This is a genomic window from Spirosoma lacussanchae (assembly GCF_005870035.1).
In the GTDB taxonomy this organism is placed as follows: domain Bacteria; phylum Bacteroidota; class Bacteroidia; order Cytophagales; family Spirosomataceae; genus Spirosoma; species Spirosoma lacussanchae.
Genome location: NZ_SWJG01000002.1, coordinates 94,562 through 117,410, shown reverse-complemented (window position 1 = coordinate 117,410; position 22,849 = coordinate 94,562). Strand labels below are relative to the sequence as shown.

Annotated in this window: 12 protein-coding genes; all 12 read left to right on the top strand. The window is 54.3% G+C overall.

The window, feature by feature from the left end:
• The first annotated feature begins 85 nt into the window (after positions 1–85).
• Positions 86–682, top strand: coding sequence for an RNA polymerase sigma factor (locus tag FBR45_RS10930; RefSeq protein ID WP_138502221.1), 597 nt, complete (start codon positions 86–88; stop codon positions 680–682).
• 57 nt (positions 683–739) lie between these two features.
• On the top strand, positions 740–1,810 hold the full coding sequence (locus FBR45_RS10925; RefSeq protein WP_138502219.1) for a FecR family protein: 1,071 nt from the start codon (positions 740–742) through the stop codon (positions 1,808–1,810).
• 218 nt (positions 1,811–2,028) lie between these two features.
• Positions 2,029–5,478 (top strand): TonB-dependent receptor, encoded by a 3,450-nt coding sequence (locus FBR45_RS10920; RefSeq protein ID WP_394344373.1) that lies wholly within the window; start codon positions 2,029–2,031, stop codon positions 5,476–5,478.
• Between the two features lie 14 nt (positions 5,479–5,492).
• A complete protein-coding gene (locus FBR45_RS10915; RefSeq protein WP_138502215.1) occupies positions 5,493–7,307 on the top strand; it encodes a RagB/SusD family nutrient uptake outer membrane protein in 1,815 nt (604 codons plus the stop codon).
• A gap of 164 nt (positions 7,308–7,471) precedes the next feature.
• Positions 7,472–9,937 (top strand): glycoside hydrolase family 95 protein, encoded by a 2,466-nt coding sequence (locus tag FBR45_RS10910; RefSeq protein ID WP_138502212.1) that lies wholly within the window; start codon positions 7,472–7,474, stop codon positions 9,935–9,937.
• A 108-nt stretch (positions 9,938–10,045) separates the two neighbouring features.
• Positions 10,046–11,722 carry a glycoside hydrolase family 43 protein gene (locus FBR45_RS10905; protein ID WP_138502210.1) on the top strand — a complete coding sequence of 559 codons (1,677 nt, stop codon included), beginning with the start codon at positions 10,046–10,048 and terminating at the stop codon, positions 11,720–11,722.
• A gap of 44 nt (positions 11,723–11,766) precedes the next feature.
• On the top strand, positions 11,767–14,046 hold the full coding sequence (locus FBR45_RS10900) for a glycoside hydrolase family 127 protein (protein ID WP_138502208.1): 2,280 nt from the start codon (positions 11,767–11,769) through the stop codon (positions 14,044–14,046).
• Positions 14,047–14,078: 32 nt separating this feature from the next.
• Positions 14,079–14,597 (top strand): VOC family protein, encoded by a 519-nt coding sequence (locus FBR45_RS10895; protein ID WP_138503065.1) that lies wholly within the window; start codon positions 14,079–14,081, stop codon positions 14,595–14,597.
• Between the two features lie 145 nt (positions 14,598–14,742).
• Positions 14,743–16,260: a glycoside hydrolase family 43 protein gene (locus FBR45_RS10890; protein WP_246082202.1), complete on the top strand. Its 1,518-nt coding sequence runs from the start codon at positions 14,743–14,745 to the stop codon at positions 16,258–16,260.
• A 35-nt stretch (positions 16,261–16,295) separates the two neighbouring features.
• Entirely contained in the window at positions 16,296–18,833 is a 2,538-nt protein-coding gene (locus tag FBR45_RS10885) for a glycoside hydrolase family 9 protein (RefSeq protein WP_138502204.1), read from the top strand.
• An 11-nt stretch (positions 18,834–18,844) separates the two neighbouring features.
• Positions 18,845–20,797 carry a glycoside hydrolase family 97 protein gene (locus tag FBR45_RS10880; protein WP_138502202.1) on the top strand — a complete coding sequence of 651 codons (1,953 nt, stop codon included), beginning with the start codon at positions 18,845–18,847 and terminating at the stop codon, positions 20,795–20,797.
• Positions 20,798–20,865: 68 nt separating this feature from the next.
• Positions 20,866–22,833 carry a family 43 glycosylhydrolase gene (locus tag FBR45_RS10875; protein WP_138502200.1) on the top strand — a complete coding sequence of 656 codons (1,968 nt, stop codon included), beginning with the start codon at positions 20,866–20,868 and terminating at the stop codon, positions 22,831–22,833.
• Positions 22,834–22,849 lie beyond the last annotated feature (16 nt).

Below are 22,849 nucleotides of genomic sequence, written 5' to 3'. Positions count from 1 at the left end.
CTGTACAGTACAACTCAATTTTCATCATACAACTGAAAGCGGGAAATTTACCCGTTCAGTTGGCGTAAGGGATCTCTAAACATTCATGCTAGCCAATACCGACGACAAAGACTTGTGGCAATTATATCGTGAAGGCGATAGGCTGGCATTAGGTAGACTAGCCGAGCGCTACTATCGCGTGCTGAGACACTATGGGCTCAAGTTCATGGTCGATGAGGTCGTTGTTGAAGACTGCATACAGGAGCTTTTCTTACAACTTTGGCAAAACCGTCTGCAAATCGGCAATACCGAGTCGGTCAAACATTATCTGCTTAAAGCACTCCGCAATCATATCATCCAGCATATCAGAACCCAGAAACGGATATCGTACGAAGAACTGGACTGGGATACGTCTGTAGCAGAAGAGGCCGATTCAGAGTCATTGCTGATTCATCAGGAATCATTGAACCTGCTGACCAAACGTGTTCAAAACCAGCTGGACCTGCTCCCGGCGCGGGAGCGCGAGGTGCTCTACCTTCGCTTCTACGAAAATTTATCGGTACCCGAAATTGCTGAGGTCATGCAGGTAAACCGGCAGTCGGTTTCCAATCTTCTCCAAAAAGCGCTTGGCAAACTCCGAAAACGCTGGCTCGTACACGCCCTTCTGATTTGTTGGATTTTTTTTCAAAAAAATTTGCTTTGAGAAGGGTATGAGCGGCCGAACTCTTCGTACTATCAAGGAATATAGTAGAATAGTTCAATGAGCCTGCCAACCCAGAACCTGATAACCGTAGACGACTTTTTGCAGAGCGAGGACTTTCGCGTCTGGATGCGGGAAAGACGACCCGAGGATCAGCTTCGCTGGAAAATCTGGCTGGCCGAACATCCTGATCGCCAGGAAGTCTATGAGCAGGCCGTGGCTACCTTTCTGGTTTTGCAGGGCACACAGCCTGCTATTTCCGACAAAGCCGTAAAAGACCGCGTGGAGCGGGTGATTCAGCAACTGCCTCCCGCAACGCCCACGATCCGGCCGTTTGGCAACTGGCAGTGGGGCCGGTGGGTGGCCGCGGCTACGGTGGCCGGCCTGATCGGCTGGTGGCAACTCGGCTTCCCCCTTTTCGATCCGCTGTCGGTAGCCAATACCCCGTCCAAACAGGCCCCGAAACAGGACGCCTGGAAACTGGTGAAGAACTCGACCGGTCAGGCGCTGGTCGTGATTTTGCCCGACAGCTCGTCGGTATTGCTATCTACGGGTAGCCAGCTGCGCTACCGCAAACAGAACAGCGGTTCGGTGCGGGAAGTGTACCTGCAGGGAGAGGGCTTCTTCGAGGTTACCAAAAATCCGGCAAAACCTTTTATCGTCTATGCGCCTAATTTAACCACCAAAGTACTGGGAACCAGCTTTCAGGTGCGTGCTTTCAGGCCGGGGGCGGCCTCCTTTGTAAAGGTAAAAACCGGCCGGGTGACCGTCACATCTACCTCCACGCCTACCGAAACGATCCTGCTCACCGCCAACGAAGAGGCTAACCTCAAAACCAACCATGAGCATTTTGTAAAGCACGAAACGCTGTTGGCCGACAATACAGACCGCATCCTTAAACAGCAATTTACCTTCGAGTACACCCCGGTGCATGAGATTCTGAACCGGCTCGAAGAGAGCTATAACATGCCTATTCAGTACGACCGGGCTGCGCTTAGTAACTGTACGTTTACGGGGCAGCTCAACGACGTACCCTTTCTGGAGAAAATACGACTTCTGTGCCTGGCCACTGAATCTACCTTCGACGTGACGGACAACCTGGTAATCATCCATAGTCGCGGTTGTAAATGAGTAATTCATTCACCATTAATTAGCCCAAAACCAATGCAATAAATCTATCTATCACCTTGCAGGGTGGTGGTATTCAGACACTTCCACTTGCCTGCCCGTAAATGTGTAAAAAAGACACATTTCAACGCCTTCCAGGGCATTTTCATCTCATGCAACAACTTTAAAAGCACAAAAACATGCATAACTGGTTGAACAGCCGCCAGGGTTGGGTCAGGCTAATGAAAGTTTCGAGCCTGCAAATTCTGCTGGCGCTCAATATTGTCAACATAAGCTTCGCGGTTAAAGGCAAGGCACAGGAGATTCTGAACCGGCGCGTTACCCTGAGCATCCAGAACCAGGATGTGGAAGAGGTAATCCGGCGGATTCAGGAACAGACAAAAATCCAGTTTCTGTTCAGTCGGGAAGTGATTCAGTCGAAACGAAAACTGAGCTACCAGGCCAAAAATGAACAGCTCCAGCAGGTACTGAACCGCTTGCTGACTCCACTCAATTTAAGTTATGAAGTTGCCGGTCAGCAGATCGTTATCAAGCGAATCGCGACCGCCCCCGTTCTTCCCCAGAACGCCCCCCGCGAATCCTCGATGGAAACCAGTCAGGATATACAGATCACGGGCCGGGTTGTTGACGAAAAAGGCGAAGGACTGCCCGGCGTCAACATCCAGATCAAATCGACAACGCGCGGCACTACCACCGACGAACGTGGTAATTACCGGCTGGCCGTTCCGGATGCCAACGCCGTGCTGGTATTCTCGCTGGTGGGCTTCACCGCCCGGGAGGTTACCGTTGGCTCACAGAGCGCCATTAACGTTACGATGGCGCCTGATAACAAAACGCTGGATGAAGTGGTAGTCGTCGGCTACGGTACGCAGCGCAAACGCGACGTTACGGGCTCCGTTGTTTCGGTCAATGAAGCTACCCTACGTGAAGTACCGGCTCCTAACCTGGTTAACCAGCTGAAAGGCCGGGCCGCCGGGGTAACGATTGTCAGCAACGGCTCCACGCCCGGTAGCCAGGGTTCTATTCGTATCCGGGGTAACCGGACGCTGACCACCTCGAATGGCGATGGACTCGATGGTCCGCTGGTCGTGGTCGACGGGATACCGTATGGCGGGCTGAACGATATCAACCCCGACGACATTGCCAACCTCGAAATCCTGAAAGATGCATCGGCTACCGCCATTTACGGATCGCGGGGCGCGGGCGGGGTTATCCTGATCACCACCAAGCGGGGTAAAATCGGGAAACCGGTTTTCACCTACGACGGCTACCACGGCGTAACGACCATCATGGACAAATACAACGTCATGAATGGACAGGAGTACGCTCAATTCAAGAGCGACGCGACCAAATATAACCGCACCGCTCCGGGAACCACGGCCTACCCGCTGACAATCAAGGAGCAGGAAGCGCTGGCGGCCGGCGTTTCGACCGACTGGCAGGATTTGATTTACAAGCCCGGCTTCAACACCAACCACCAGCTGGGGATGCAGGGCGGTACTGAAAACACCCAGTACTCTCTGGGCCTCGGTTATTTTAACGAGACGGGTATTATTCCCAGCCAGAAATTCGAACGCTATACCATCCGGGCTACCATCGATCAGCGGCTTGGAAAAAGCATCAAGATTGGTTTGAATACCCTTAATACACTTACCTACACCAATACACCGGGTGGAGGTGGTGTACCGGGTGGTTTGGTTCGGCTAACTCCGCTGGCCTCTCCCTATAATGCGGATGGAACCGTAAACCTCTTCCCTTCGGAAGGGTCTATCGATGCGGCTAATATAAATCCGCTGACGATCATCACGAAAAGAGACGCCTATCTGGGACGGACCCGGTCGTTGAGAACGTTTAATAGTCTGTATGGGGAGGTGAACATCCTGCCCGGTCTGCGGTACCGGTTCAATGCCGGTCTGAACTTTAGCCAGTCTAACTACAATGGCTACAATGGCCCGCTTACCTATTTCAATCAGGCTCAGGTTCAGTCGTCGTCCAACGCCGAGATCAGCAACACTGAGTTCTGGGATATCAACATTCAGCATCTGCTGTATTACGATAAAACCTTTGGTAAGCACAAACTGGGCGTAACGGGTCTGTACGAAATCACCAAAAACCACTCGCTGGGAAGCCGGTTTACGGTAACGGGGGTACCAGCCGATTACATCAAAACGTCTAACTTCTCGCTGGCGTCGGGGCAGCCCGTGGCCAACTCCGATTTTGGCAACTCGTTCTCCGAAACCGGGTTGATCTCGTACATGGGTCGGGCCAACTACAGCTACAACGACCGCTACCTGTTAACCCTGACCCTGCGTCGCGACGGATCATCGACCCTGTCGCCTGCTAACCGGTACTTCAACTACCCGGCCATTGGCGCGGGCTGGAACGTGATCGAAGAGGGCTTCATGAAAAGCGTTCCTGCCATCTCGAACCTGAAGCTACGCGGTGGCTGGGGTATCTCCGGTAACCGGAACGTAGGCGCTTATGCTACCCTGGGCGCCTTATCGGCAGGCTACTATAACTTCGGCCTGGGTACGGCCGGTCAGCAGCTGGCCTATACCGTTACCAGCCTGCCCGCCACCAACCTGGGCTGGCAGTCGACATCGCAGGTCGACATCGGGATTGACTTTGGCTTCCTGAATAACCGGATCACCGGTACGGTTGACTGGTATCTCCAGAAAACCAAAGACATCCTGCTGTCTGTTCCGCTGCCACCCAGCAACGGGGCCGGATCGACCCTGCAGAACCTGGGCCGCACAGAAGGTCGGGGTTTAGAAACATCGCTGACGTTTGATATTTTCAGAAAGCCCGGCGGATTCAACTGGAGTGCCGATGTGATTTACTTCTTCAACCGGGAAAAAATCACCCAGCTCACCAAGCCAACCGAACTGTCAAATATTGGTGCCGGCTGGTTTGTAGGACAGCCTCTTTCCGTCATTTATGATTACAAGAAGATTGGCATCTGGCAGACGGCCGATCAGGAAAGTGGCGCGCTGGCCCGGCAAACTACGCCGGTGCAGTTTCCTGGACAGATCAGGGTTGAAGACATAAACGGTGATAACCGCATCGACCCGGCCGACCGGCAGATTCTGGGCAACTTCCAGCCCAAGTGGGAAGGCGGCATTACGAACCGGTTCACCTTCAAGAACTTCGACGCGTCGATCGTCACCTTTGCCCGGATGGGTATGAAAGTAGTCGTTCCGTATCTGACGGGTAACTCGACGGGTTCGGGCGGGTTCGCCTTCTTCAACCAGGGCCGCGTAAACCAGGTAAAAACTGACTACTGGACGGATACCAACCCAACCAACGCCTTCCCGGCTCCTGACGCGGGCCAGGCCGTAGCCTGGTTTGGATCAACGCTGGGCTATTATGACGGATCATTCGTTAAGATCAGAAGTATTAACCTGGGCTATACCTTCACCAGCCAGTTGCTCAAGAAGGTGGGCGCCAGTTCGGCCCGGCTTTACGTTAACGCAACCAACCCGCTCATCCTGTATTCGCCTTTAGTACGCGACAACCTGGCTATCGATCCGGAAGGAAACAGCTACGCTACGGGCCAGTCAACGCTGAGCGCACAGGGAGCCGATCGGGCCACGCCGGAGCGCCAGATTGCGGTTAACCTGAACAACCCACCTATCCGGCAACTCACAGTCGGCGTAAATCTCAAATTCTAATCATTGACACTCCTATGAAATCGATAAAAGTTGGAGCCCTGCTTGGCCTTATGGCTTTATTAAGTACAGGGTGCGAAGAGATTCTGGAAGAGAATCCGCAGTCGCAGATTGTTCCTTCTTACTTCAACAGCCCGTCGGGTGTGCTGGGTGGTATTGCCGGGGTCTACAACGACATCCGGTCGCAGTGGGGTACTGAAGGGTTTACCGTTGAAATGCAGGCTGGCACCGATGATTTTCTGCAGGGAGCCAGCTCAGGCGGAGGCCCCGCCTACACCTATAACGGCCTGAACGGCAGTAACTTTGGCTCGGCCTGGGGCATAGCTTTTCAGGACATCAACACCCTGAATGGCGTACTCCAATATGGGGCTACTATCGATTTACCGGAGGCTACCCGCAAGCAATACCTGGCCCAGGCCAAGTTTCTGCGCGGATTCTGGTACTTCTATCTGGTACAGACCTGGGGCGATGTACCCCTCAGCACCACGTTTATTACGGTGCCTTCGCAGGCCGCTTCCCGTCAGCCAGCCGCCGAGGTGTACGCCCAGGTCATCAAAGACCTGACCGAAGCCGCGGCCGACCTGCCCAACACACCAACGGCGCCGTTCCTGGGTAAAGCCGCCACCAAACCCGTGGCGCAACTACTGCTGGCCAAGGCGTATCTGACTCGTGGCTGGCTCAATAATACGGCGGCCGACTTCACCCAGGCAGCTACTATCTGCGCCGATATCATTGCCAACAAAGCCACTTATGGGCTCGACCTCTGGGCCGACTATGGCGATGCGTTTGTGCCGGCCAATGACTACGGTAAAGAAACCATGTTTGTGAGCGACCACGTGCTCGATCCAAAGTTTGGGTACTATCAGGTAGGCGCGGGGGCCAGTGGCGGAGCCGCCCAAAACCTGACGCCCTGGTTTACGACCTGGAACTACCCCAACAACAGCGGTGTCAACTCGTTTATCAATGCCGCCGGCACGCTGGTCAACAGTGGTACCTCCGGCATGATTCGGGACTCTCAGTACGGACGGCCGTATGTTCGGATGCGGCCCAACACCGACAGGCTGAAAACGGGGCCTAACACGGGTAAGAGCTATTTCCTCGACCAGGCTTTCACGAACCGGAACATCGATACCCGCTTTGCCAATTCGTTCACGACGGTATACATCGCCAACACATCGGTCACCAACACCCCTACAGCCGCCAACAACAGACGGGGTATTGGCTATACAACCGTGGTTGGTGCCGATACGGCCGTGTGGCTGCCGGATTTTGAGGTGGCGGGGGCTCCCCAGTTTGTCGGCACCAGGCCCTTCAAAGGCATCGTTGTACCGCCCAGCCTGTGGAACAACGGTATTTTCCCGGCGCTGAAGAAGTTTATGGACCCCAGCCGCGGGGCTAACTTCAACGATCCCTCGACCCGTCCTGTTGTTTTATATCGCTTCTCGGATGTGTACCTAACGGGGGCCGAAGCCTATCTCAAAGCCAATGATCCTACCCGGGCAGCCGCTCTGATTAATGTAGTACGGCAGCGGGCAGCCTTTAAAAAGACCAACACAGCCGCCCAGAACGCAGCTGCAGCTACGGCCCTGACCATCACCCCCGCTGACGTAACGGTCGATTTCATCCTGGATGAACGCAGCCGGGAGTTCTTCGGTGAATGGCAACGGTGGCATGATTTGGTCCGGACCCGTTCGCTGGTGCGCCGGGTGCAGGCCTGGAATCCCGAAGCGGCAGCCAACATTAAGGACTACCATATGCTGCGGCCAATTCCCCAGACACAGATAGACCGGGTTGTTGAAGGACCTAAGTTCCCCCAAAATCCTGGTTACTAAATTCTTATAAGTAGCAGTAGTATCAGATGGAAGAGGCTATTTTAGTCCTCTTTCATCTTGTTTTTAGGTAGTTGGTTTGTCGTTTTTGCCGGTAACTTTGGCAGACCGCATTCCTTCAGTTTGCAACCGGGGCCATCGAATCCGCCCCTTTTAGCACGTTTTAGATGAGACACTTTCTTTGCTTGCTTCTGCTGGTCGTACCGATCCAGGTTTTTTCGCAGACCAGCTCAGAGCTGAAACTCTGGTACAACAAGCCATCGGGCCAGACCTGGGAAAATGCCTTGCCAGTCGGTAATGGCCGTCTGGGCGCTATGGTCTATGGCAACGTAGCCCGGGAAACCATACAACTCAATGAGCACACGGTCTGGAGCGGAAGCCCCAACCGCAACGACAACCCCGATGCGCTGGCGGCTTTGCCAGAGGTTCGTCGGTTGATCTTTGAGGGTAAGCAGAAAGAAGCAGAGCAGCTGGCTAACAAAGCGATAATTACCAAAAAGTCGCACGGACAAATGTTTCAGCCGGTAGGGAGTTTTCATCTGACATTCGACGGACACGACCAGTACACCAATTATTACCGGGATCTGGATATAGCCAGAGCCGTTGCCAGCACATCCTATACGGTCAACGGGGTAACCTACACCCGCGAAGTGCTGGCTTCGTTCCCCGATCAGGTGCTTGTTATGCGGCTGACCGCCAGCCAACCGGGCCGGCTGTCGTTTTCCGCTTCTTACTCCACTCCACAAGTTAACGCGAAGATTACCGTTAACGCAGCCCGCGACCTGACCATTGCCGGCCTCACATCGGACCACGATGGGGTCAAAGGCATGGTCAGGTTCAAAGGCATTGCCCGAATAAAAACCGAAGGCGGCTCGCTCGCAGCCACCGACACCTCGCTGACGGTGCAGGGTGCCAATGCTGCCACCATTTATCTGTCAGTAGCCACCAACTTCAACAACTACAAAGACCTCAGTGGCGACGAAAACGCCCGGGCAGAAACATACCTCAACAAAGCCTACCCCAAATCCTACGCGGCTATTCTGACACCACACGTGGCCGCTTACCAACAATACTTCAACCGAGTGGGGCTGAACCTCGGGTCAACCGAGGCCGCCAATCGGCCAACCGACGAACGACTAACGAATTTCCGATCAGTCAATGACCCCCAACTCGTCACGCTCTATTACCAATACGGCCGTTACCTGCTGATTTCATCATCGCAGCCTACGGGTCAGCCCGCTAACCTGCAAGGCATCTGGAACAACAGGATGCGGCCACCCTGGGACAGCAAGTACACGATCAACATCAACGCCCAGATGAATTACTGGCCCGCCGAGAAAACCAACCTGGCCGAGCTACACGAGCCGTTTTTACGGATGGTACGCGACATGTCGGAGACTGGTCAGGAAACGGCGCGGGTCATGTACGGGGCCCGCGGCTGGATGGCTCACCACAACACCGACATCTGGCGGGCAACGGGCGCCATCGACGGAGCGCTCTGGGGCATGTGGGTGGCCGGGGGCGGCTGGACCAGCCAGCATCTGTGGGAGCACTACCAGTACAGTGGCGACAGGAAATTCCTGGCCTCGGCCTATCCTGTCCTGAAAGGAGCCGCCCAGTTTTACGTCGATTACCTGGTCGAGCACCCTAAATACAAGTGGCTGGTAGTAACACCAGGCACATCGCCCGAAAACGCACCGCAGGCCCACGGTGGTTCATCGCTGGACGCTGGCACGACGATGGACAATCAGATTGCGTTCGACGTTTTCACGACCACCATCCGGGCAGCCGAACTGTTGAAGCAGGATGCCGCCTTTGTCGACACGCTGAAGCAGATGCGGAGCAAGCTTCCGCCTATGCACATCGGCAGGCACGGCCAATTGCAGGAGTGGCTGGAAGACATCGACGACCCCAACGACAAACACCGCCATATTTCGCATCTATACGGTCTGTTTCCATCCAATCAGATTTCGGCTTCCCGCACGCCCGGCCTGTACAATGCGGCCAAAACAACCCTGATTCATCGGGGCGATGTATCGACGGGCTGGAGTATGGGCTGGAAAGTAAACTGGTGGGCGCGCTTGCAGGATGGCAACCATGCCTACACGCTAATTCAGAACCAGCTCACACCACTCGGTGCCAACAAGGAAGCTGGAGGTGGCGGTACCTATAACAACCTGTTCGATGCGCATCCGCCCTTTCAGATCGATGGCAACTTTGGTTGTACATCAGGCATCACCGAAATGCTCGTACAAAGTGCGGATGGAGCCATTCACCTGCTCCCCGCCCTGCCCGACGTATGGCCAACCGGTAGCATCAAAGGCATACGGGCCATTGGTGGCTTCGAGGTAGTGAATATGGAATGGAAGAACGGCAAACTGACAAAGCTTGCTATAAAGTCGAACCTCGGCGGCAACCTGCGCGTACGCACGCCCAACACCCTGAAAGCGGGCAAAGGCGTAGCGTTAAAACAGGCATCAGGTCCGAATAGCAACCCATTTTACGCCGTCGAAACCACCCCAGCGCCCATTATCGCTACCAACGCTAATCTGACGGCTCCCGTCCTGAAAGAAACCATGCTGTACGATATAGCCACTCAGCCGGGGAAAGTGTATTCGCTGGTGGGGCAGTAATGTGTTTTTGTTTTTTATCATCCCTCCTGCCGCACCAGCAGACTGGTCGGGATGACATAAAAAGCGAACAACAAAACAGTCATTAAAAACGTGAAAATCAAATTATTGATGAAAAGACATATTGCCTCTTTTGCCCTGATTCTATGCTGTTTTATTTTCAGCCACATCGCATCGGCGCAGACCACCCTGACCAACCCCGTCCTGACCGGTTTTTACCCCGATCCGAGCATTGTTCGGGTGGGGCCTGATTATTATTCGGTGCATTCTACGTTTTCGTATTTCCCGGGTTTGCCCATCATGCACAGCCGCGACCTAAAAAACTGGAAGCAAATCGGCAATGTGATCAATCGTCCTTCGCAAATGGAGTTCATGGGTGAGCGGATGACGCGCGGGCTGTTTGCCCCGGCCATCGCGTACTACAAAGGGACGTACTACGTGACCTGTACGGATATTGACCATGATGGAAATTTCGTTGTGACATCCAAAAATCCGGCGGGCCCGTACAGCAATCCGGTGAAAATCCCGCAGGTCCGCGGTATTGACCCCTCCATCTATTTCGATGAAGAAACCGACAAAGCCTACATCATCTACAACAGCGATGCGCCCGACCGCAAACCGCTGTACTCGGGCCACCGCACCATCCGAATGTACGAGTTCGATTATAAGAATTTGACCGTTGTCGGCGAAGAAAAACAATTGGTGAATGGTGGTGTAGACCTTTCTAAAAAACCCGTCTGGATCGAAGGGCCTCATATTTTAAAGCGTAATGGCTGGTATATTCTGTATGCGGCCGAAGGCGGAACCTCCGTGAATCACTCGCAGGTGGCCCTGCGCAGCCGGGATGTCTGGGGCCCTTATGTGCCGTTTGAAGGCAATCCGGTGCTGACGCAACGAGGCTTACCAGCCGACCGACCCAACCCGATCACGTCGGCTGGGCACGCTCAGTTTATTGAAGGTCCCGATGGTAACTGGTATTCAATCTTCCTGGCAGTGCGTCCCTACGAAGGCGATTATTACAACACGGGCCGCGAAATGTTCATCGCTCCACTAACGTGGGTAAACGATTGGCCGATGATCGAACACGGCGAAAAAGCCATTGAATACCAATACAAAACCAACATCAAAGAAGTAAAACAGAAAGGGGCTTTGCCGCAAAGCGGGAACTTCGCGTATACGATGACGTTCGACAAAGGGCTCGATCTGTCGATGCTTTTTTTGAGAACCGTTGATAGCAGTTCGTTTAAAACGTCGAAGGCGAATGGACTGACGCTTACACTCAAACCGGAAACAATTTCAGAAGCCGGCAATCCATCGTTTGTGGGCAAGCGGCAGCAACATTTGTACAGCACCGCCGAAACCGAACTAAGTTTCTCCCCTAAGTCAGACAACGAGAAAGCGGGTTTGGTGATTTTTCAGGACGAACGTCATTTTTACTTCGCGGCCAAATCAAAAAAAGAAGGTAAAGACGTGATTCAGCTGTTCAAGAGCAAAGACAAAGCCCTGGAGTTGGTAACAGAAGTGCCTTTGACATCATCTGCTGCGAAGGTGAATGTCAAAATACAGTCGGAAGGTGCCTTGTACAGTTTCTACTACTCAACCGACGGGAAAAACTGGACCTTGTTAAAAGATCAGGTTGACGGCAAGTTTTTGAGCACCAAAGCAGCGAACAGCTTCATTGGCTGCGTGTACGGCCTGTATGCGACGTCATCGGGCGAAAAATCCGACAATTCGGCTTCGTTCAAGTACCTGACCTACAAAGGCGACGATCCGATGTACAAGAAGTAGCTTGTCATCAGGCTGGGATGACAAAAAACAACACAACGTTACCCTTGAAAAAAAACCTACTCCATATCGCGCTTCTTCTGCTCAGCGTTTCCGCTCTGGCGCAGATGCAGCCGTTTGCTTTGCAGGATGTGAAGCTGACGGGCGGGCCTTTTAAAAATGCGCAGGATGTTGACCAGAAGTACATTCTGGCTCTGAACCCGGATAAACTGCTGGCTCCATACCTGATTGATGCCGGTTTGCCGGTAAAAGCACCGCGCTATGGCAACTGGGAGAGTTCGGGGCTGGATGGGCACATTGGTGGGCACTACCTGTCGGCGCTGGCCATGCTGCATGCCTCGACCGGGGATGCCGAACTGAAAAAACGACTCGATTACATGGTCGATCAACTGGCGCAGTGTCAGGCGAAGAATGGCAATGGGTACGTCGGCGGCATTCCGCAGGGCAAGGTGTTCTGGGAGCGGATTCACAAAGGCGACATCGATGGCAGCAGCTTCGGGCTGAACAACACCTGGGTGCCGCTCTATAACATTCACAAGCTGTTTGCCGGCCTGCGCGATGCCTATGAGTACACCGGAAACAAGCAGGCCAAACAAGTGCTGATTGGTCTCGGTGACTGGTTTGTTGAGCTGATCAAGCCCCTGTCCGACGAGCAGATTCAGCAGGTGTTGCGCACCGAACATGGCGGCATCAACGAGACCTTCGCCGACCTGTACATCCTCACTAAAGACCAGAAATACCTCGAAACGGCGCAGCGGATTTCGCACCGGGCCATTCTGGAACCGCTGATGGCGAAACAGGATAAGCTAACCGGATTGCACGCCAACACCCAGATTCCGAAGGTGATCGGGTTCGAGAAGATCGCTACGCTGACCGGTCAGGAAGACTGGTCAGAAGCGGCCCGGTATTTCTGGCAAAACGTGTCTCAGACGCGTAGTGTGGCTTTCGGCGGCAACAGCGTGCGCGAGCATTTCAACCCGACAACGGATTTCAGCCAGGTGCTAAAATCGAATCAGGGGCCGGAAACCTGTAACTCGTTTAATATGCTGCGACTGAGCAAAGCCCTGTTTCTGGATAAGAACGACGTCAGCTACGTTGATTTCTACGAACGGACGCTCTATAACCACATTCTATCGAGCCAACACCCGGAAAAAGGCGGCTTTGTCTATTTCACCCCCATCCGGCCTAACCATTACCGGGTGTATTCGCAGCCCGAAACCAGCATGTGGTGTTGCGTGGGGTCGGGCATCGAGAACCACACCAAGTACGGCGAACTCATCTACAGCCACTCGACTAATGACCTGTTTGTGAACCTGTTCATTCCATCGACAGTGAACTGGACCGATAAATCCGTCAAGCTGATCCAGCGCACCGACTTTCCCTATCAGAACCAATCTGATCTAGTCATCGAGACAACAAAACCACAGGAGTTTTCATTGAATATCCGCTATCCGAAATGGGCCGAAAACCTGGTCGTTCTGGTAAATGGCAAAGCACAGGCGGTCGATGCGAAACCGGCCAGCTACGTAGCCGTTCGTCGAAAATGGAAGTCGGGCGATAAAGTGACGGTTCGTTTCAATACCTCGACACGGCTGGAGTATCTGCCCGATGGGTCGAACTGGGCGGCCTTCGTGAACGGTCCTATTGTGCTGGCCGCCAAGACGTCGACCGCCGACCTGACGGGTATTTTTGCCGACGATAGCCGGATGGGCCACGAAACAAAAGGGAAACTGTACCCGATCACCAATGCCTACGCGCTCGTGGGCGATCCGACCACCTACCTGGGGCAGATCAAACCGACCAGTAAACTCCGCTTCAGCCTGGATTCGCTGACCCTTCAACCGTTCTACGAGGTACACGACGCCCGGTACCAGATGTATTTCCAGACGTTTACCAAGGCGGCCTACGATGAGCAGAAAGCCCGGTTGAAACAACAGGAAGCCGAAGCACTCGCCCTTGAAGCTATCACGGTCGACAAGGTAAACTGCGGGGAACAGCAGCCCGAAGTCGATCACCAGTATACAGGTGAAAAGAGTGATTCGGGCTATGACGACGAGCGGTTCTGGCGACGTACCCGATCCTCGATCAGCTACCAGTTGCAAAACAAAAACCGGGCGGGTAAGTACATCGACATTCGTGCTTTAGACACTATAAAGCCGGAGACAGTACGCTTTCTGATCAACGAAAAACCAGCCGAGATTCTTTCTGCCGACGGAAAAACGATCCGATTAAACGCAAATGATACTGAAGCGATTACGATAAAAATTATAGCTACCACCGGGACGAATACTCCGCGTTTCCACCAAATCAGACTCATAACGAACTAACCATGTTTCTTTTCAAAAAGAATAAAACAACGATGCTTGCCCGTAAATGTGTCAAAATAACACTATTCATAATTGGATGTGCTTTACCATCCTTTGGGCAATCCAACTTTACCAGCAAAACCATCGGCGTGGGAGTTGTCGTTGCCGACATTGAGCGTTCGGTTGACTTCTATGTCAATGGCATCGGCATGGTCAAAACCGGCAGCTTCACTATCAATGAAGACTTCGGCAAACGCTCCGGCCTGACTAATGGTGTAGCCACGAACGTAACCATCCTGAAACTCGAAAACAGCCCCGAAGCCACCGACTGGAAGCTGATGAGCTTCGGCAAAAAAGCGTCGCATCCGAAGCCCACCTACATCCAGGACGATACGGGTATGCAGTACATCACCATTCAGGTGAAAGCCCTCCAGCCCATCATCGACCGGTTGACACAGATGAAGGTGAAGTTTCTGGGCAGCACGCCCACACCCCTGAACGCCAAAGCGCACTTCGTTTTCGTGCAGGATCCCGACGGCAATTTTATCGAGTTGATCGGGCCGTTGCAGTAGCTCTTTTTGTCATCCCGAAGAATGACAAACCACTGACATAAACAGTACAACAGCAAAAAGCCATTGTAGAATGCTTACTATCAACCAATTGTATCAAAAAATACTGCTTCGATCGTTGACGATGGTGTTGCTGCTAACGCAGACTATGGTAATTGCTCAAACGGCCCAAAACCCGGTGATTTTTGCCGACGTGCCCGACATGGCCATGATTCGCGTAGGCAACACCTACTACATGAGCAGCACGACCATGCACCTGAGTCCGGGTTTGCCGATTATGAAATCGAACGACCTGATCAACTGGCAACTGGTCGGCTACGCGTACGATACGCTGACAACGGTAGACGCGATGAGCCTGAACAACGGCAACAGCACCTACGGGCGCGGCTCGTGGGCCAGCAGTCTGCGTTACCACAACGGACTTTACTACGCGACGACCTTCGCCCAGACCAGCGGCCGAACTCACATCTACACCACGAAAAATATCGAAAAAGGCCCCTGGAAAGAGGTGTCGTTCAAGCCGTCGTACCACGACCACAGCCTGTTTTTCGACGATGATGGACGAACATACCTGATCTACGGCGCGGGTAAACTCCGACTGGTTGAACTTACCGCTGATGCTACCGGGGTGAAGCCCGGCACCACCGAGCAGGTCATCATTGAAAACGCCAGCACGCCATCGGGTACGGGTGGTGGCCTTCCTGCAGAGGGGTCGCAGTTGTTCAAAGTAAACGGCAAATACTACCTCTTCAATATTTCGTGGCCACGTGGCGGCATGCGGACAGTCATCATCCACCGGGCCGACAAGATTACCGGTCCGTGGGAAGGGCGCGTGGCGTTGCAGGATCTGGGCGTGGCGCAGGGCGGATTGATCGACACCCCCGACGGAAAGTGGTTTTCGTACCTGTTCCGCGACTTCGGCGGAGTAGGCCGCATTCCGTATCTGGTACCTGTCGAATGGAAAGACGGCTGGCCGGTATTGGGCGAAAACGGCAAAGTGCCCCAAACGCTCAACCTGCCCGCCAGCAAGGGCCTGATTCCCGGCATCGTGAACTCCGACGAGTTTACCCGCAAAAAAGGCGACCCCGCGCTGCCGCTGGTGTGGCAGTGGAACCACAACCCCGACAATAGCCTCTGGTCCGTCTCGGAGCGAAAAGGGTTTCTGCGCCTGAAAACCGGCCGTACCGATACCTCCTTCGTGATGGCCCGCAACACCCTCACCCAGCGGACCATTGGCCCCGAATCGACCGGGTCGACAATGCTTGATGTGTCGAATCTGAAAGATGGTGATTTTGCCGGGCTGAGTCTACTGCAAAAGAACTATGGGCTGGTGGGCGTAAAAATGGAGAACGGTGCGAAAGCCATTGTGATGGTCAGTGCCAGTTCGGGCAAGCCAGTAGAGGTACAGCGCGTGCCGCTGGGCCAGAAAACGGTCTATCTAAAGGCTGAATGCGATTTCCGCGACCGCAAAGACACTGCTCATTTCTTCTATAGCCTCGACGGCAAGACCTGGACGGCCATTGGCGACCCGTTGAAAATGCCGTACACCATTCCGCACTTTATGGGCTATCGATTCGGGCTGTTCAACTACGCCACCTCACAAACGGGCGGCTTTGCCGACTTCGATTACTTCCGGATCAGCGACAAGCTGGGCCAAAAGCAATAACCCACTCCCCTCTCCTGCCTACCTAAACCCTTACCATGAAAAAAACACTGACCTATCCAGGCCTTCGGGCAACGGGCCTGTTCCTGCTTCTTTTGACCACGACAGCCGCCTTTTGTCAGAAGACCAAACTGAATGATGCGGAATATTTCGAAACGCCGGGGCTCAACGTACTGGTTTTCAGCAGCCAGTACAACGGGATGTTCTTCGACGAAAAAACGGCCGGCATCGAGATGATTCACCACGGCGTCCGTACCTCGACGGGCGGAGCGGTGCGCCTGCAGCACACACCCGAACAATGGGACCTGGTGCCAAAAATGACGTCGCGCAAAGTAGATAAAGCAAACAATAGCATCGAAGTGGGCCTACGCTATCAGGAAGTCGATTTCGACTCGCGGGTGGTGGTCAGCGCCAAAGGCAACGGGTTCGAAATCAGCGTGTACCTCGACAAACCACTACCCGCAAAAGTGGTTGGCAAAGCTGGCTTTAACCTGGAGTTTGTGCCGTCTGCTTACTTTGAGAAGTCGTATATGGCCGACGGTAGGCCAGGTACGTTCCCACTGTATCCGGCCAGCAACACTAAAACAGAGCCGCTCTCCGAGAAGATTCAGCAGTTCGGCATCCACAATACCTTCGAGGAGCGGGGCAAGCCCGAATTTATCGTACCGGCACCGCTGACGTCGGGCAAAAGCATGGTGCTGGCCCCCGATGATCCCGAACACATGGTCAGCATCCAGTCGGAAACGGAGTTGATGCTGTTCGACGGGCGGAATCTGGCCCAGAACGGCTGGTTTATTGTACGCAGTCTGCTACCCGCCGGAAAAACCGGCAAGGTGCTGACCTGGTACCTGGAACCCAATGTGATCCCCAACTGGAAACGCGCCCCCGTGATTGAATTCTCGCAGGTAGGCTATAACCCGGGGCAGGAAAAAGTAGCGGTGATTGAGTTGGATCAGACGGATCAGGCGCTGAAAACGGCGTCGCTGGTTCAGGTGATGGCCGATGGCAAACAGGTCGAGAAGCTGAAGGGCGCCGTGACGCCCTGGGGCAAATTTCTGCGCTACAACTACGCCCGATTCGACTTCAGCTCGGTCAAAGAGCCAGGCGTATACTTTATCCGGTACGGCGATCAGAAGACCAATATCTTCCCCATTGCGGCCGATGTATACGAAAAGACCTGGCACCCAACGCTCGATGTCTGGTTTCCGGTGCAGATGGACCACATGACGGTAAACGAAGCGTATCGCGTATGGCACGGGGCTCCGTTCAAAGACGATGCGTTACAGGCGCCACTTAACCAGCAGCACTTTGACGGCTACTCGATGGGCGACAAAACTGATACGAAGTATAAACCGCTGGAGCGAATTCCGGGACTGGGCGTAGGCGGCTGGTTCGACGCGGGTGATTTCGATATTCAGACCGGCTCCCACAACACCACGATCCTGAACTTCGTGGATGCCTGGGAAAAGCTGAAACTGACCCGCGACGAAACCCGCATCGATCAGGCCAGGCAATATGTCGATATCCACCGACCCGACGGCAAACCGGATCTTCTTCAGCAGATCGAACACGGCACGCTGAATCTGGTGGCGCAGGTCAAGAACATCGGCCATCCCGTTCGGGGCATCATTGTACCCAATCTGCACCAATACCACCACCTCGGCGACGCGAATACCGAAACCGACAACCTGCCCTACAACCCGAACCTGAAACCCTACGAGTCGGACGGAAAATCGAGCGGTACCATGGACGACCGCTGGGCCTTCACCACCCGCTCGGCTTTTCTGGACTATAACACGGCCGCAGCGCTGGCAGCCGCCAGCCGGGCACTGAAAGGCTTCAACGATACCTTATCGACGCAGGCACTGACATACGCCAAAAAATTGTGGGACGAAAACGACGGCAAAGTCAACACCGACACCTCCCGCTTTGCCATGTTCCGCCGGAATACCGAAATGGCCGCGGCATTGCAGCTATTCATTACTACCAAAGACGACCGCTACGCCAAAAAATTCAACGACGCAATATGGCCCGCCCTCGACCGGAATGTTGGGCTGGGCCTGACGGCGGCTCTGCAAGCGTATCCGTTTATGGACAAGGCCTACCAGACCAGGCTGAAAGACTATGTGGTCAAGTTCAGGGCGGCAAACGATGAGCTTACCAAACAGAATCCATACGGCGTTCCGGCGGGTACGCGGGGCGGCTGGGGCAGCAACCAGCAGGTAATCAGCTGGGCCATCACCAACTACCACGCCAACCGGCATTTTCCGGACATCATCAGCCCGGAATATGTCTTCAGAGGACTAAACTACATTTTCGGCTGCCACCCGTATCACAATCTCTCATTCGTGTCGGCGGTGGGTACGCGATCCAAGAAGATTACCTACGGCAGCAACCGCGCTGACTTCAGCTACATCGCCGGTGGGGTAGTTCCCGGCATTATGGTGCTGAAGCCCGACTTTCCGGAGAACCGCGAGGACTGGCCGTTTCTGTGGGGCGAAAACGAAGTGATCATCGACATCTGCTCGGCCTATATTCTGCTGGCCAGCGCGGCTAATGAATTAGTTAAAAAGTAACGTAACCCGTTATGAAACACCTTATTTTCCTGTTGCCGCTCTGGATTTGTGCGTATGCAGGTCATGCGCAAACGCCAAATTCGGTCGTGAGCAGCCCAGACGGCAAATTGCAGGTAACCCTATCGCTGGATAATGGGAAGCCAGTTTACAGTGTGTCGCTGAACGGCAACCCATTTGTCGTAAAATCCCCCCTTGGTTTGAAAACGAATGTGGGCGACTTTACGGAAGGACTCTCCGTTGGTAAAGCATTGGCGATCAGCAAGCTTGACAACACCTACGAGTTGCCGAACATCAAGCGGAGTAAGGTGCATTACGTGGCCAACGAAGGCGTCATGTCATACTCGAAAAACAATGCTGCGGCCATCGACATTACGTTCCGGGTCAGTAATAACGATGTGGCGTTCCGGTACAGAGTATATCCGCAAAAGGCGTCGCGGTCCTGCGTAATTGACGAAGAAAAAACGGGCTTTACGTTTCCGGCCGGTACCACCACGTTTCTGTCGGCGCAAAGCAAAGCGATGGTGGGTTTCGCCCGGACCATGCCCAGCTACGAAATTCCGTATACGGTCGACGACACCCTGGGCGAAAACGGCCGGGGCAATGGCTACACCTTTCCCTGCCTGTTCAAGGTCAATACCAACGGCTGGGTACTGGTCTCTGAAACGGGCGTCGACAGTCGCTACTGTGGCAGCCGCCTGATTGGCCATACCGACGGCTTGTATACCATCGGCTTCCCGATGCCCGACGAAAACAACGGCATTGGCACTTCGGCACCGGGTATTCCACTACCCGGCGAGACGCCCTGGCGCACGATCACCGTCGGCCAAACGCTGGCTCCCATCGTTGAAACCACCGTGCCCTTCGATGTCGTTGAACCGCGTTACGAGGGGTCTCAGCAATACGAATACACAAAGGGAAGCTGGAGCTGGATCATTGGCATGGACAGCCGAACGGTGTATGACGAACAGATTCGCTACATCAATTTTAGCGCGGCTATGGGCTACAAAACCGTGTTGGTCGACGCCCTCTGGGACACACAGATCGGACGGGATAAAATAGCCGAACTGGCCAGGTACGGAGCCAGCAAAGGTGTTAGCCTGTATTTGTGGTACAACTCAAACGGCTACTGGAACGACGCTCCGCAGGGGCCACGCGGTATTATGGACAATACCATTGCCCGTCGGAAGGAGATGGCCTGGCTGAAGAAAATCGGCGTAAAGGGAATCAAGGTCGATTTCTTTGGCGGTGACAAGCAGGAGACGATGAAGTTGTACGAAGACATTCTGTACGACGCCAACGACTTCGGCATCCTGTGCATTTTTCACGGCTCGACACTCCCCCGCGGCTGGGAGCGGATGTACCCCAACTACGCAGCCAGCGAAGCCGTACTGGCCAGCGAGAACCTGGCTTTTTCGCAGGGAAGTAATGACAGAGAAGCGTTTAACGCCACGCTGCACCCGTTTATCCGCAACACGGTGGGTAGCATGGACTTTGGCGGCAGTGCGCTGAACAAATTTTACAACGCCAGCAACACGCCCAACCGGGGGTCGAAACGGGTTACATCCGACGTGTACGCGCTGGCCACGGCGGTCCTGTTTCAGAGTGGCGTTCAGCATTTTGCGCTGGCACCGAACAACCTCACCGATGCGCCGGACTGGGCTATCGACTTCATGAAAACCGTGCCCACCACCTGGGACGACGTGCGCTTCATCGATGGCTATCCGGGCAAGTACGTTGTCCTGGCTCGTCGGCAGGGCACGAAATGGTACGTAGCCGGGATAAACGCCCAGAAAGAACCCCTCAAGCTGAAACTGAAATTATCCATGATTGCCGCCGGTGCCGAGTATAAGCTCTACAGCGACGATGCGCAATTGACCGGCAGGGTGAGCACCGCCAAACTACCAAAAAATGGGGAAGTAGACTGGGTAATCCCGACAAACGGGGCCGCCCTTCTAGTGAATTGATGGAAAGTGAGTACGGCTACTTTTCCCGAGAGCCGGTGTACAAATAAGTAGCGAAAATTGGTAGTTGAATGAATCCCCAAAAAACATATATACGGCTAGCCATCCTGGCACTTTCTATAACCTGTGGTTCCCTGTTGGCGCAGCGTACCACAGGCGATAAATCATTTTATAACGAAGTAAAGACGTATGTCAACCCCGTTTTGCCCGGCGATCACCCGGACCCGACGATGTTGCGCGTGGGTGACGATTTTTACCATTGCGGGTCGAGCTTTCATTTCACGCCCTACCTGCCCATCTACCATTCCAAAGACATGGTGCATTGGGAGGTAATCAGCCGCGTGGTGCCACCCACAGCCAGTTTCGTGACCGACCGGCCCTCGGCGGGCATCTGGCAGGGAGCCATCACCTATTTCTACGGCTCGTACTGGATCTATTTCTCGGCCAACGGGCAGTGGTTCTCTAAAGCCAGCAACCCAAAAGGGCCGTGGTCGGAGCCGGTGCGGGTAAAGGGCGACCCAAAAACGGGACCGCTGGGTTACGACAATTCGATTTTCGTCGACGATGATGGCAAGCCGTACATGGTCATCAAGAACGGCCAGAAAACCAACCGCATTCAGGAGCTGGGCCGAGACGGGCAGCTAACGTCGTCGGTCATTGATCTCGACTGGGTCAACGCTAAACTCCAATACAGCTGGGCTGAGGGGCCGGTGATGTGCAAGCGCAACGGCTACTACTATTATTTCCCGGCGGGCGACGTGTCGGGCGGGCAGTACGCCATGCGCGGTAAAGCGCTCACCGCCGACTCGACCCAGTGGGAACGCCTGGGGGAGTTCTTTAAACCCATCACCGATCCCAAAACGGGCTTTCGTCGACCAAACCATATTTCGGCCCCCATTCAACTGGCCGATGGCACCTGGTGGACCGTGGGCCAGAGCTACGAAAAGCCGCTTCAGGGAGCCGACTGGTCGGGCATGGGCCGGCAGACGAGCCTGTATCAGGTGATCTGGGAAGGTGATCGGCCATGGGGTCTGGCACCTACCACGCAGCCGGTGATAAAGCCCAACCTGCCCCAATCCGGCATTCTGTGGCGTAGCGCGCAGTCTGACCAGTTCGATAGCGAAACGCTGTCGATGAACTGGCATTTCCTGAATAAACGGGCGGCTACTCGGTATTCGCTGTCGGCCCGGAAAGGCTGGGTACGTCTCTCGCCCGACACGGCCCGCGTGCACCTGATGCAAAAGGAGACGGACCACTATTATTCCGCCGTTACCCGCGTTGACCTCAATGCCGAAGATGCCGCTACAAAAGCCGGCCTATACCTGACCAACGGGAATCAGAACGTGTTTGTGCAACTTTATAGTGGCTTCGACAACGGCAAAAAACTCGTCTTCAAACTCGATACGGCCATGCGTACGGCTCCTAATTTGATCGGTAACGTGGTTTGGCTGAAAGTGGAGCGGAATGAACACCAGTTGACTGGCTACTACAGCCGTGACGGAAAGAAATGGACAGCCATGGGCGCGCCCATCAGCGCGGTGAGTCTGGATAAAGCCCAGCCTAATTTCAATTCGTGGGTGGGCACCAGCGTGGGCCTGTTTGCCGAGGGTAAACCCGCCGACTTTGATTTCTTCATCGGCAAAGATGGCTTTTCAAGCCTCCCCGCTGTGGGATACAGCAATTACTACGGCATCGAAAAAGTAGACAAAGCGGCCGAAGCGGCCGTCACCAACGACTCCGATCAGGGCGGCTGGTTCATGCTGTCGGGCGTTGATCTGGGCACTGGAAAAGACGCGGCCAAACAGATTCAGGTCCAGCTAACGGCCGCAACGTCAGGTACGCTGGAAGTGTGGCTCGACGATCTAACCACGGGGAAAAAGATGGCTGGTATTCCGTTCAAATCAACCGGAGGAAAGGCAACCTGGAAAACGGTAAGCCAATCCGTCAAAGGCATCACCGGCCATCACGACGTGTTCGTAAAGTTTCCGGCCGGACAGGCCAGGGTGGCGACAATTAAAACTATTCAATTTCAAAAGTAGCCGGGCCTCTACCAAT

Excerpts from the sequence above, each read along its gene's own strand:
- FBR45_RS10930 (WP_138502221.1), top strand. The coding sequence starts at position 86 with ATGCTAGCCAATACCGACGACAAAGACTTGTGGCAATTATATCGTGAA.
- FBR45_RS10925 (WP_138502219.1), top strand. The coding sequence starts at position 740 with ATGAGCCTGCCAACCCAGAACCTGATAACCGTAGACGACTTTTTGCAG.
- FBR45_RS10920 (WP_394344373.1), top strand. The coding sequence starts at position 2,029 with ATGAAAGTTTCGAGCCTGCAAATTCTGCTGGCGCTCAATATTGTCAAC.
- FBR45_RS10915 (WP_138502215.1), top strand. The coding sequence starts at position 5,493 with ATGAAATCGATAAAAGTTGGAGCCCTGCTTGGCCTTATGGCTTTATTA.
- FBR45_RS10910 (WP_138502212.1), top strand. The coding sequence starts at position 7,472 with ATGAGACACTTTCTTTGCTTGCTTCTGCTGGTCGTACCGATCCAGGTT.
- FBR45_RS10905 (WP_138502210.1), top strand. The coding sequence starts at position 10,046 with ATGAAAAGACATATTGCCTCTTTTGCCCTGATTCTATGCTGTTTTATT.
- FBR45_RS10895 (WP_138503065.1), top strand. The coding sequence starts at position 14,079 with ATGCTTGCCCGTAAATGTGTCAAAATAACACTATTCATAATTGGATGT.
- FBR45_RS10890 (WP_246082202.1), top strand. The coding sequence starts at position 14,743 with ATGGTAATTGCTCAAACGGCCCAAAACCCGGTGATTTTTGCCGACGTG.
- FBR45_RS10885 (WP_138502204.1), top strand. The coding sequence starts at position 16,296 with ATGAAAAAAACACTGACCTATCCAGGCCTTCGGGCAACGGGCCTGTTC.
- FBR45_RS10880 (WP_138502202.1), top strand. The coding sequence starts at position 18,845 with ATGAAACACCTTATTTTCCTGTTGCCGCTCTGGATTTGTGCGTATGCA.
- FBR45_RS10875 (WP_138502200.1), top strand. The coding sequence starts at position 20,866 with ATGAATCCCCAAAAAACATATATACGGCTAGCCATCCTGGCACTTTCT.